The sequence below is a fragment of the Caulobacter sp. 602-1 genome (assembly GCF_003931565.1).
In the GTDB taxonomy this organism is placed as follows: Bacteria; Pseudomonadota; Alphaproteobacteria; order Caulobacterales; family Caulobacteraceae; genus Caulobacter.
Window position 1 is genome coordinate 461,641 of the sequence record NZ_RRYI01000001.1, and the last position, 11,940, is coordinate 473,580.

Below are 11,940 nucleotides of genomic sequence, written 5' to 3' on the forward strand. Positions count from 1 at the left end.
GACGCTAGCGTGTTCGAGGGGGACGTGCGTGGGCGTAAGAACTGATCAGAAGGCGGCGACTCGGGAACGAGTGCTCGAAGCCGCCAGGGACCTCTTCAACGAGGTCGGCTACGACGAGACGACCATCCGCGCGATCGCCGAGCGCGCGGGGGTTTCCGTCGGTAGCGTGTTCACGACCTTCGCCTCCAAGGCGGAGGTGTTGAGCCACGTGATGAACCACCGGTTGGCCGAGCTCTACGCCGAGCTCGACCGCGTGGCGCCGCTCCTGCGCGGCGGCACCGCTGACAAGCTGTGCTCGATCTTCGCCATCCACTACGAGTTCGAGACCCGGCGAGTGAAGCTGTTCCTGGCTCACATCGCCGCCTCATACAATCCGAACAACGATCCGGGCGTTACGCCCTATGGCCGCAATCCGCGTCTGTCCCAGATGCTGCTCGACGTCCTGGAAGAGGGCGTGCGCAAGGGCGAGGTGCGGGGCGACCTGGATTTGCGCCTGATCATCGACACCCTGAAGGCCTCGTACGCCTGGAATTACCGCATGGCCGCCGCGGCTGGCGGGAACATGCCGGCGGCCGAGATGTCGGCGGTCATGGACAAGCAGATCGCGGTGATCGCCGAGGGGTGGAAGCCACGGTAACGGGCGCTTTTTTGATTTAGATCATCCGGAACAGGGCGTCCGTCTGGGAATTGTTAACGCGCCACCCAGGAGCGTCGGCATGCGTGTCCCGATCTCGTCCGCCGTCTCTTTCGCCCTTCCGCTGATGGTCGCGGTTCTGGCCGCGACGCCGTCCCTGGCTTGTTCGGCGCGGGCGGCGGCGGGAGACATCATCGCCGGACCGGTGCTCGAGGTTCCCGCCGCCAGCGTGATTTGCGTGGCCCTGGGCCCCAAGCCCTCGGACTGGGTGCGGGTGCGCCTGGATGGAGGCGCATCGGGCGCTTCGATCGACCGCAAAGTCCTGATGGCCGCCGCCTTCGCTCGGCGGGTGGAGTGCGTTTTGGACGCCGACGGCCGGGGCCAATGCCGCCTGGAGGGCGCCGACGTCGTGAGCCTGGCCCAGACGCCGACCGTTCAGCAAGCCGCGCTTAGCTGGCGCTGAGCACCCCTTTCCCTACTGTGGTCCCGCCCCCGGGTTCTGGAACTCGAAGCCGGGATCCTTGCGGCCCTTGCCCGTCCCGAAAGTCCAGGCCAGCGTGATGCGAATGTTGCGGGCGTCGGGGTCGCGGACCACCAGGCTCTTCAGCGCGGGCGTATCGATCACCTGCTTGTCTCGGTAGAGGCCGAGGGCGTCCTGGACGGAGACCAGCAGGGACAACTGCTCGCTGATCTTGCGGCGATAGCCGAGGTCGATCCCCGCGAAGGGCAGGGCGTAGCCTTGCGGCGTCAGGCGCTTTCCGACCAGGAAGCCGTTGACCTGCAGCAGGTCCTTGGGCGTGGCCTGCCAGCTCAGGCTGGCGCGGCCCTGGGCCGTCGTGCCGTTGCGCTTGTCGGTGAAGCCCAGGTTCGAGCCGTCCAGCTGCGCCCAGAACAGGGTGCTGCTGAGATTATAGGTCAGCTTGGGGGTCAGCTTGCCGTTCAGGACCAGCTCCAGGCCGCCGTTGCGGGTCTGGGCGACATTGGCCTTGGTGGTGACGAAGACGCCGCCGCCCCGGTCGGTGACCACGTCGGTGACCACCTTGTCGTTCTCGCGATAGAATAGAGTGGCGAGGGCCATCATCGGCGCCTTGCGGTACTGCCAGCCCAGCTCGAACGAGTGGGTCTGCTGGGGCTTCAGGTTCGGGTTGCCGATCCGGTAGTTCAGCGGGTCCACCAGGAACGGCACGGGATTGAGGTCGAACGGACCGGGGCGTTGCAGCCGCTCGCTGTAGCTGGCGGTCAGCTTCTGCCGGTCGTTCAGCTTGTACGACAGGTGCAGGCTGGGCATCAGCTTGGTCGTGTCGTTGTCGTCCTTGCGGCCGCTCGAGGTCAGGTCCAGCTTCGACTGCTCGTAGCGCAGGCCGGCCAGCATCGTCAGCGCGCCCAGCGGGCGCTCGTAGGTGACATAGGCTTGGCTCAGCCGCTGCTCGTAGAAGAACGTGTTGGTCAGGCCGGGGTCGGCGGCGAGGCCGCTCAGCGAACCGCCGCGCAGGCCCACATTCTCATAGACATTGTCGTCGAACTGCAGGTCGAAGCCCAGCTTGAGGGTCTGGCCCGGACCCATCGGCCGGACATAGTCGCCCTTGAGATCGGTCTGGCGGGTGTCGTAGCCAAACCGCTGCTGGTCGTAGGCGCTGGAGGCGCTTGGCGCCGTCGCCAGGGTGTGGCCGGTGCGGGTGCGGTTGTCGTCGGTGACGTCGTAGCTGAGCCTCAGCGACAGCTCGTGGCCGTCGCCGTCGAACTTGCGGCGCAGGCTGCCGACGATCGCGCCGTTGTCGCGGCGCTGGCGGAGCGTCAGGTCGCGCCGATAGGCCTGGATGAGCGCGCCAGTGGCGTCCTTGCGCGTGGTGTCGGCCGCGCTGTCTAGCGCCAGGTTGAAGCGCGACAGCCGCGCTTCGCCGCCGATCCGCAGCTTGTCGGAGACGTCGTAGTCGACCGTGGCCTGGCTGGTGACGCCATCGATGTCGAAGTCGGTGGCTCCTTGGGTTTCGCTGTCGAGATTGGCCTGCTGGCGGCGCTCGTAATCGACCTGGTCGAAGACGTCGCGGCGATAGTTGATGTCGCCGGCGGCCGACAGCTTGCCGCTGTTGTAGCCGATATTGCCCGACAGGCCGCTTCGGCCATGGTCGCCGCCGGTCAGGCGGATCGAACTGGTGCGGCCCGCGCCCTTGGCCTTCTTGGTGATCAGGTTGATGACTCCGCCCGTGCCGTCGGCGCGGAACTCGGCCGAGGGGTTGGTGATCACCTCGACGCGGTCGATGCGCTCGGCCGGCATCTGCTGCAGCGCCTGGCCTCGGCCATCGCCCTGGAACAGGCCCGAAGGCTTGCCGTCGATCAGGATGGTGACGTTGGGATCGCCGCGCATGCTGACATTGCCCTGCACGTCGACCTCGACGGACGGGACGTTGCGCAGGGCGTCGGCGATGCCCCCAGACTGCGCCGCCAGATCGCCTGAGACGCTGTAGCTGCGGCGATCGATCGAGGTGCGCACCGCCGGGGCGTCGGCGGTGATGGTCACGGCGCTGACGCCATTGCCGCCCTCGGCGGGCCTGGCGGCGGGGGTCTTCGTCTCCGTCGACGCCTGGGAGGCGGGAGGCTGCGGGACGGATGACGTCGCCGCGGCGGCTTGAGCGGCGAACGCGATCCAGGCGGTACCGATTGGCACTTGAAAATTCCCCTCTAGGTGGCTGGCGTCGGTGACGAACTGAGCTAGGATACAGCTGTATTCTCAATTGGAATACAAATGTACTTTCGGTAATGGAGTGGGCGCATGCGGATTTCGGGCGCCGAGAGCCAGGTCATGGAAGCGCTGTGGCGCTGTGGCCCCCTGACGCCCGAAGGCGTGGTCGCCGAGGTCGGCGTGGCCCACGATTGGGCGCCCGGCACGGTGAAGACCCTGATCACCCGGCTCCTGAAGAAGGGCGCGATCGCAGGCGCTCGCGAGGCGGGCGGCTATCTCTATCGGCCGCTGGTGTCGCGCGACGACTACGTGCAGTCCGAGAGCCAGAACCTGGTCGACCGCCTTTTCGGCGGCGAGGTAGCGCCCTTGGTCGCGCACTTCGCACAGCACCGGGCGCTCACGGCTAAGGACGTCAAGCTGCTCAAGGACCTGATCGCGGACATCGAGGACGATGGCTGAACTCTTCTCGGACCTGCTGGACCTGAACCTCGCCATGGCCGTCGCGGTCGCGGCGGTGATGGCCCTGCGGCTGCCGGCGCGGCGGCTGTTCGGAGCCCGGGTGGCCTATGGTCTGTGGAGCCTGCCGCTGCTGGCCGCGCTGGCCATGCTGCTCCCCGCGCGGGTGCTGACGATCCGGGTTCCGGCGGCGTCGGTCGAGGCGGGGCAGGCCTCGGTTGTGTCCGGGACGACCCTGGCCAATGCCCCGGTCGATATCCGGCCTTATCTGGCCGGTCTGTGGCTGCTGGGCGTGGTCGCGAGCCTGGCCTGGCTGGCCTGGAACCAGCTCCAGTTCGCCCGCGCGGCGAAGGCGGGAAAGGCTGGGCCGGCGGTGATCGGCGTGCTGCGGCCGCGGGTGGTGGTCCCCGACGACTTCGAAGGCCGCTACACGCCGCGCGAGCGCGAGGTGGTGCTGGCCCACGAGCACGCTCACCTCCAGCGCCGCGATCCGCCGGTCAACGCGCTGATGGCGCTGGCGACCTGCGTCAACTGGTTCAACCCGGCGGTCCATGTGATGAGCCGCTGGCTGCGTATAGACCAGGAACTGGCCTGCGACGCCGGCGTGGTCGCCGCCTATCCGAAGGCGCGCCGCGCCTATGCCGAGGCGATGCTGAAGACCCAGCTGGCCACGCGGCCGCTGCCGCTGGGCTGTCACTGGGCGGCTCATCCCCTGGCCCAGCGCGTGCGGTTGTTGTCGCGCCCGACGCCCAGCCGCTTCCGCCGCCTGGCCGGCCTCTGCTGCATCGCCGTGCTGGGGCTGGGCGGCGCCTCGGCCGTCTGGGTCTCGCGGCCGCCGGACGTGGTGATGGCCCTCGACCCGCCGCGCTTGGTCGAGACGCCGCCGGCGCGAGCGCCGCGTCCGCCCAGCGCTCCAGCCGCGCCGCCCGCGCCCAAGGCCGCGCCGCATCGCGCCCTCACGGCGCCCGCCCCCGTCGTCGTCACCGAGCCGATCCTGGCGCCCGTGCCCGAGCCGCCGCCGGTCGCGATCGAGCCGCCGATGCAGATGCACCGTGCACGGATCATTCACGCCGTGGCCGACCGTTCACAGGTCCAGCCCGGCTCGGCGGTGCGGGTGGTGGCCAGCGGCGTCGCGCCCGACGGCGCTCACCTGTGGGCCGACTTCACCGCCTTCGGCTCGCAGCGGCTCTATCGCAAGGGGGCCTATGAGCGGGGCGGCAGCCGCTATTCGCTGTTCACCAGCGTCGTCCAGCAGGGCGAGCGCCTGCTGGTCACGGTCAGCCTGGGCCGGGGCTTCCGGCCCGACCAGACCGGCTCGATCGATCTCCTGCCCAACCACACCGGCGTGGTGCGTTTGCCGACCGGCCAGGATATCGTCGTGTCCACCAGCGTCCGCGCCGAGACCCCGGACGAGATCGAGGAAGGCCACCAGCTGACGGCCTACCAGGCGATGTTCGAAGGAATGCGGCGCCCTGAACGGGGTTAGGCTTCCTTGGTCAGGCGCAGGTCCTGGTAGTCGAAGCTGAAGTCGGCCAGCGGCGACACCGCCTTGACCAGGGCCGAAACCACCTTGCCGTCCTTCAGGTCGAAGGTGAAGAAGGCGTCCTCCTGCGTGCGGTCGTCGAAGACCGTCTTGAAGGTCTCGCCGTCGAAGACCTCAAGCTTGCCCTTCAGGAGCGGGGTCTTGTCGAAGGCGACGTGCAGGCCCTGCTTCTTGCCCCCTCTTCCCTTGGTTGGGCCGACGACCGTGATCGTCACCGTGCCGTACCAGGGGTCGCGATAGACCCCGGCATAGGCGGCCAGGGGCAGGCTGGGCTTGGCGCCGGAGGAGGGCGTCGTGGCCTTGGCCGCGTCCTTGATCGTATCGGCGTCGGCCTGGGCCTGGACACGCTTGGACGAGGCGATCCAGTCGAAGTCGCCGCGGCCCTGCAGGCGGTCCGGCCCGCCGTAGCGCAGCGAGCGCAGGACCGGATTCTCCTCGGCGTTGGTCATGACCATGATGCCGGATTTCCGGCCCGGCAGCAGGCCCGTGTAGGAGATGAAGCCGGCCAGGCCGCCGGTGTGCCACAACAGACGCTCGCCGCGATGATCCTGGACGAACCAGCCCAGGGCGTAGGCCTGGATCGACGGACGGACCGGGTTCTCCGTGATCGGACCATCGGTCGAGGTGGTAATGGTCTGCGGCTTCCACATCTCCTTGGCCGAGGCCTCGCTCCACAAGCGCTTGCCGTTGGGCGAGAGCCCCAGGCCCAACTGGACCATCAGCCACTGGGCGATGTCCTTGGGCGTGGAATTGACCCCGCCGGCCGGACCCGCGGCGTCGAAGCTGCCGTCGAACGGCAGCACGGTCTGCGGACCGAGGCCCCGTACGGGCGGGCCCAGGCGGCAGTGCGGCTCGGCGCGGTGGGCGCGGTCGACCAGGGCCGGGCTGGAGACGGTGTCGTTCATGGCCAGCGGCTGGAAGATCCGGGTCTTGATGACCTCTTCCCACTTCTGGCCGGTGACGGTCTCGATCAGTACGCCGGCGGCGACATAGAGCACGTTGTCATAGGCGTAGCCGCCCCGGAACTGGCCGCCGATCGGCAGGTATTTCAGCCCCGCCACGATGTCGGCGCGGGTGTGGGTCGGCGAGGGCCAGATCATCAGGTCGCCCGCGCCCAGGGTCAGGCCGCTGCGGTGGACCAGAAGGTCGCGGACGGTCATCAGCTTGGTGACCACCGGATCGCTCATCTCGAACGACGGCATGTACCGGGTCACCGGCGCGTCCCACTCCAGCTTGCCCTCTTCGACCAGCATGGCGATCAGGGCGGCGGTCATGGCCTTGGTGTTGGAAGCGATGCCGAAAGCGGTGTTCTCATCAACCCGGTCCTGGCCTCCCAGGCGCTTGACGCCATAGCCCTTGGCCAGGGTCACCTTGCCGTTCTCGACCACGGTGACGCCCAGGCCCGGCTGATCGGGGAAGGCGGCCATGACCTCCTGGGCGAACTTGTCGACCGCCGCGCCGACCGCCCCGGTGTCCTGGGCGAAGGCCCGGTTGCCGAACGCCGCCAGGCCGCCGGTGGCGAGAGCCGAGACGAGAGCGGTGCGGCGGGTCGTGGCGAGCATGGGCGGGCGATCCTTCGATTGGAGGACGGAGGCTAAGCTGAGCCTCCGCCCACCGACAAGGGTCAGTTCCCGCCATCCAGAAGCCGTCGCGCGATCACCTGGGCCTGGATCTCGCCCGCGCCCTCGAAGATGTTGAGGATCCGGGCGTCGGCCAGCAGGCGGCTCGCCGCATACTCCATGGCGAAGCCGTTGCCGCCGTGGATCTGCAGGGCGTTGTCCGCCGCCGCCCAGGCCACCCGGGCGGCGATCAGCTTGGCCATGCCCGCCTCGAGGTCGCAGCGCTTGCCTTCATCCTTCTGGCGGGCGGCGTAGTAGGTCAGCTGGCGCACGCCCATGATCTCGGCGGCCATCATGGCCAGCTTGTTGGCGACGCGCGGGAATTCGAAGATCGCCTGGCCGAACTGCTGGCGGTCGAGCGCATAGCCGAGGCCGGTCTCCAGCGCCGCCTGGGCCACGCCGACGGCGCGGGCGGCGGTCTGGATGCGGGCGCTCTCGAAGGTGGCCATCAGCTGCTTGAAGCCCTGGCCGGGAATGCCGCCCAGGAGGTTCTGCGCCGGCACGGCGAAGCCGTCGAAGCCCAGCTCGTACTCCTTCATGCCGCGATAACCGATCACCCCGATCTCGCCGCCGCTCATGCCGTCGGCGGGGAAGTCGTTCCCCTCGACGCCGCGCGGCTTGGGGGCCAGCAGCATGGAAAGGCCGCGATAGTCGGTGGTGGCCGGGTCGGTGCGGACCAGCAGGGTCATGACGTCGGCGCGGGCGGCGTGGGTGATCCAGGTCTTGTTCCCGGTCACGACGTAGTTCTCGCCCTCCAGCGTCGCGCGGGTGCGCAGGGACCCCAGGTCGGAGCCGGTGTTCGGCTCGGTGAAGACGGCGGTCGGCAGGATCTCGGCGCTGGCGATCCTGGGCAGCCAGTATTGCTTCTGCTCTTCCGTGCCGCCGGTCAGGATCAGCTCGCCGGCGATCTCCGAGCGGGTGGCCAGCGACCCGACGCCGATCCAGGCGCGCGACAGCTCCTCGGAGACCACGCACATGGCGGTCTTGCCCATGCCCGAGCCGCCGTACTCCTCCGGAATGGTCAGGCCGAAAACGCCCAGGGCGCCCAGCTCCTCGACCAGTTCGATCGGGATCAGCTGGTCCTTCAGATGCCATTCGTGGGCGAACGGGGTGACCTTTTCCTCGGCGAAGGCGTGGAACTGGTCGCGGATCATCTCGAAGGTCTCGTCGAGACCGGTATGCTCCAGCGTCGGGCGGCCACGCGCCTCGGCGAGCAACTGGGCCACACGGGTCTTCACGGCCTGGGTCCCGCCCTCGACCATCAGCTTCATCAGGCCGTTGGAGTAGAGCCGGTTCAGCACCGCCCGGTCTTCGACCAGATGGGCCGGACGGACGATCTCGCCCTGGTTCATCGGCACGCCGCCGACCAGCTGCGCGCAATATTCGCTGAACAGCAGTTGAGCCAGCAGGGCCTCGATCTCGCCGAACCGGCCTTCATCCTGGAGGCGCTCGGCCCAGCCGGCGACCTGGTTCAGGAGCTCCGCATAGGCCGCGTACCAGCCATAGCCATGGACGCGGTGCTGGTGGACGTCGGCCAGTTTGCGGTCGACCTTCCCTCCGGCGGGAGCGATGTGGGCCAGGACCTGCGGCTTGGCCTCGGCCACGAACAGCTGGGCCGCGTCCGCAGCCTCGCGCAGCAGGCCGATCAGGCCCGGCAGGATCAAGGTTTCAGTCGTGTTCCGGCTGACCGTATCGGTCATGGCTTGCTCCCCTGCGCCAAACAGTTGTTTTCTTTCACCCTGACGCCTTTCGCATCTGCGAGCAATGCCGCAGCGCAACATGCGGTTCAAAAATCGGGGAAGAAACAATGCTGACGGTCCACCACCTGAACGAGTCGCGCTCGCAGCGGATCCTGTGGCTGCTGGAGGAGCTGAACCTCCCCTACGAAATCGTCTTCCACACCCGCGACCCCAAGACCCGTCTGGCGCCGCCGTCGCTGACGGACATCCATCCGCTGGGCAAGTCGCCCGTGATCGTGGATGGGGATCTCACGATCATCGAGTCCGGGGCGATCATCGACTACGTCATCCGCCGTCATGCCGAGGGGCGCCTGGCCCCCGATCCGGCCAGCGCCGACTACGACCGATACCAGCAGTGGCTGCACTATGCCGAGGGCTCGGCCATGCTGCCGCTGATGCTCAACATGTATGTCGGCCGTCTAGGCGAGGCCGGCGCGCCGCTGCATCCGCGCATTCAGGGCGAGATCGCCAACCACCTGGCCTTCGTCAACGACCATCTGGCCGGGCGTGCGTATTTCGTCGGCGAGGACCTGACCGGCGCCGACATCCAGATGAGCTTCGTGCCCGAGGTGGCGAAAGCCATGGGCAAGCTGTCGGAGTACCCGCACATGGCCGCCTGGATCGAGCGGATGCACGCCCGGCCGGCCTGGAAGGCGGCGCTGGAGAAGAGCGGTCCCTACGCGCTGGGGGCCTGAGCCAGATTTTTTCAACATGAACGAAATCTGCTGAATCGGTCCGCGCTACCGTTCAGCTTCACCCTGTCATGGTCTGTCTCACGGGGTTGCTGACCCCGGCAACTTTCAAAGGGACATGAAGACCATGACCATCACCACCAAGATCAAGACCATCACCCTGACCCTGGGCGCGGCCGCCACCGCTCTGTCGCTGGCCGCCGCCCCTCAAGCCAACGCCGGCGTCGTCGGCTGCAAGGCCTCGGGCTCCAAGCAGGAAGTCGGCGCGGTGCTGGGCGGCCTGCTGGGCGCGGTCGCCGGCAACAAGATCGCCGGCAAGGGCGACCGCGGCACGGGCACGGCCATCGGCGCCGTGGTTGGCGCCGGCGCCGGCTCGGCGGTCGGCTGCGGCATGCAGAAGAACGAGGCGGCGAAGCAGGTCGGCGGCGTCTACAAGTCGGGCGGCTATCGCTACGCCCAGACGGTGCAGGCCGCCCCGCTGGTCAAGATGGACAAGAAATACGTCACCCGCTCGACCGTGAACCTGCGGGCCGACGCCTCGACCCGCGGCGAGCGCCTGGGTTCGGTGGCCTCGGGCACGACCTTCCAGGCCCTGGGCCGCACCGGTGACGGCAAGTGGATCCTGGTCGGCCAGGACGGCGTCGGCGTCGGCTACGTCTCCAGCGCCTACGTCTACCGCGCTTAAGGTTTGAGTTTCGGGGCGCGTCCGCTCCGTCCCTCTGGCCGCGCCTTCGAGGAGAGCCCGTTCGGTCGCCCCCATGACCGGACGGGCTTTTTCGTGCGCCTATGAGAGGGCGCTGACCCCGCCCAGCCAGGTCTGCCAGATCACCACCAGCGCCCAGTGCAGGATCACCGCCGGCCAGATCGAGCCGGTCCGGCGCTTCATCACCGCGCAACCCAGGCCCAGCACGGCGCAGCACAGCAGGAAGTCGGGGCGCAGGAAGATCGGCGCGGCGGCGGGCAGGAAGGTGACCGCCTCGAAGACGTGCCAGAGCGTGTAGAGGCTGGTGGAGAGGGCGATCTCAAGCCTTGGGCGGGCGCTGTCGTTGGGGCCGGGCGTCAGGACGCCCCGGAAGGGGATCTCCTCGCCGAGGGCGGGGATGAAGAACACCACCAGCATCCGCAACGCCAGGCCCGGTTCGGTCGGCTGGAGCCGATAGAGGCCGGTGACGAAGCCGATGACCATCATCAGCGCCAGCGTGGCGGCGGAGACGGCGAGGCAGAACACCCAGCCGCGCGGGGAGGGCAGGGTGCGGAGGCTGGTGAGGAGGCGGTGGCGATAGATGTTCAAGTTCAGTCCACCGCCAAAACCCTCTCTCTATGAGAGAGGGTTTTTAAGTCCGCCATCGCAGCGTCTGATCCTTCACCGGATTGACGAACGCCCGCCCCTCTTTCCGGCTGGCGGCCCATTCGCGCTTGCATTGGTGGTACCAGCGGGCCTGCTGGTCGGCGTCGCCCACCCACATCAGCGGCGGATTCTGCCGCAACCCCGGGGTCTGGGCCGCGACGATGGCGCCGTCCTGGCGCAGGAAGGCGCGGGCGGCCACGCGGATGATCGGATAGAGCGCCGTGAACGCCCAGTGATCCGACCACATGATCTGGTTCATGCGGGTCTTGTGGGCGTTGATCGGCGTCATGGCTGACAGGGCCAGCACCTGCCTGTCGCCGACCGTCACGTGCTCCCAGCGCAGGCCCGGCAGACGGAAGGTGATCTCGGTCAGCGGCTCGCCGCCCAGGATGGCGTAGGCCTTGGAGTTCTTGGAGGGCTCGTGCCGCACCATGGTGAAGCCGGCCTCGGACGGGCTGAAGGTCTTCTTCTTCTCGTGCTGGCTGGTCTTGGTCCGCCACCACCATTGCTGATGGACGAACGGTCCGTGGGCCGGGTCGATCAGGCCCAGCACGGCGTGGTCGATGTGGATGTCGTAGTCCAGATGGTCGACCAGCTTGGGCTTGCCGCCCACGATCCCGGGGATGGTCGGCGGCGGCTCTGGCGGCTGGCCCTCGAAGCGGGGGTCCGACGACATCCAGATCCAAACCAGGCCCTGCTGTTCGACCGTGGGATACTTGCGCACCCGCACCTTGGAGATGTCGAAGTCGCTGTCGGCGGTCAGGGACGGGATCGCCTTGCAGGCGCCGTCAGGTCCGAAGCGCCAGCCGTGATAGGGGCACTCGACGCTGTCGGTCCCGTCGGCCTCGCGGTGGACCCGACCGGCCGAGAGGGCGGCGGCGCGGTGGGGGCAGATGTCGCGGATGGCGTAGACTTGGCCCGCGCGTGTGCGGCCCAGCAGCACCGGCTCACCGAGATATTCGCGCTTGCCCATCTTGCCCGGCTTGAGGTCGGGCGACAGGCAGGCGACGTACCAGGCGTCCCAGACAAAGCCCTCGCCGAACCTGTCCAGCGGAAGCTTGCCGGGTTTGACCTTCAGCAGCGGGGCGTCGTCGGCGGGCATGGTTGCGCTTCTAGCGGTTCAGTGGACACCGTAACTCGAGGCGCGATGTCGCACGCCAATGCGACACCCGTGCTTAGACTCGGGAAAGCGACAGCCAAAGTTGTAGGCGGCTTGTTCCCGCCAAGTC

At 68.3% G+C, this 11,940-nt stretch carries 11 protein-coding genes; 6 read left to right on the plus strand and 5 right to left on the minus strand.

Translation table 11 applies throughout. The annotated features are described in order from the left end of the window. Nucleotides 1–28: 28 nt before the first annotated feature. The gene (locus tag EIK80_RS02295; RefSeq protein ID WP_125155343.1) at nt 29–637 is read left to right on the plus strand and encodes a TetR/AcrR family transcriptional regulator; all 609 of its coding nucleotides are present in this window, start codon (nt 29–31) and stop codon (nt 635–637) included. Nucleotides 638–716: 79 nt separating this feature from the next. After that, nucleotides 717–1,097, plus strand: a complete 381-nt coding sequence (locus tag EIK80_RS02300) for a hypothetical protein (protein WP_125155344.1) — start codon at nt 717–719, stop codon at nt 1,095–1,097. A 12-nt stretch (nt 1,098–1,109) separates the two neighbouring features. Here the strand turns inward: EIK80_RS02300 and EIK80_RS02305 are convergent, their stop codons facing one another. After that, nucleotides 1,110–3,299 (minus strand): TonB-dependent receptor domain-containing protein, encoded by a 2,190-nt coding sequence (locus EIK80_RS02305; protein ID WP_125155345.1) that lies wholly within the window; start codon nt 3,297–3,299, stop codon nt 1,110–1,112. A 105-nt stretch (nt 3,300–3,404) separates the two neighbouring features. On the opposite strand from EIK80_RS02305, the gene EIK80_RS02310 reads away from it, so the two are divergent. Both EIK80_RS02310 and EIK80_RS02315 read left to right on the plus strand, forming a co-directional pair. After that, nucleotides 3,405–3,773, plus strand: a complete 369-nt coding sequence (locus tag EIK80_RS02310; RefSeq protein WP_125155346.1) for a BlaI/MecI/CopY family transcriptional regulator — start codon at nt 3,405–3,407, stop codon at nt 3,771–3,773. Then, entirely contained in the window at nt 3,766–5,256 is a 1,491-nt protein-coding gene (locus EIK80_RS02315) for a M56 family metallopeptidase (RefSeq protein ID WP_125155347.1), read from the plus strand. The genes EIK80_RS02310 and EIK80_RS02315 overlap by 8 nt, the downstream gene beginning before the upstream one ends. On the opposite strand, the gene EIK80_RS02320 is transcribed toward EIK80_RS02315, so the two are convergent. Together EIK80_RS02320 and EIK80_RS02325 are read right to left on the minus strand one after the other, a co-directional pair. Beyond that, nucleotides 5,253–6,875: a serine hydrolase gene (locus EIK80_RS02320; RefSeq protein ID WP_125155348.1), complete on the minus strand. Its 1,623-nt coding sequence runs from the start codon at nt 6,873–6,875 to the stop codon at nt 5,253–5,255. The genes EIK80_RS02315 and EIK80_RS02320 overlap by 4 nt on opposite strands. 62 nt (nt 6,876–6,937) lie before the next feature. Beyond that, a complete protein-coding gene (locus EIK80_RS02325; RefSeq protein ID WP_125155349.1) occupies nt 6,938–8,632 on the minus strand; it encodes an acyl-CoA dehydrogenase family protein in 1,695 nt (564 codons plus the stop codon). Between the two features lie 107 nt (nt 8,633–8,739). On the opposite strand from EIK80_RS02325, the gene EIK80_RS02330 reads away from it, so the two are divergent. Then, nucleotides 8,740–9,366, plus strand: a complete 627-nt coding sequence (locus EIK80_RS02330) for a glutathione S-transferase family protein (protein WP_125155350.1) — start codon at nt 8,740–8,742, stop codon at nt 9,364–9,366. Between the two features lie 115 nt (nt 9,367–9,481). Next, entirely contained in the window at nt 9,482–10,048 is a 567-nt protein-coding gene (locus EIK80_RS02335) for an SH3 domain-containing protein (protein ID WP_125155351.1), read from the plus strand. Nucleotides 10,049–10,147: 99 nt separating this feature from the next. Here EIK80_RS02335 and EIK80_RS02340 read toward each other — a convergent pair whose 3' ends face one another. Together EIK80_RS02340 and EIK80_RS02345 are read right to left on the minus strand one after the other, a co-directional pair. Next, nucleotides 10,148–10,660 (minus strand): type II CAAX prenyl endopeptidase Rce1 family protein, encoded by a 513-nt coding sequence (locus EIK80_RS02340; protein ID WP_125155352.1) that lies wholly within the window; start codon nt 10,658–10,660, stop codon nt 10,148–10,150. A 37-nt stretch (nt 10,661–10,697) separates the two neighbouring features. Further along, nucleotides 10,698–11,813, minus strand: a complete 1,116-nt coding sequence (locus EIK80_RS02345) for an aromatic ring-hydroxylating dioxygenase subunit alpha (protein ID WP_125155353.1) — start codon at nt 11,811–11,813, stop codon at nt 10,698–10,700. Between the last annotated feature and the right edge of the window lie 127 nt (nt 11,814–11,940).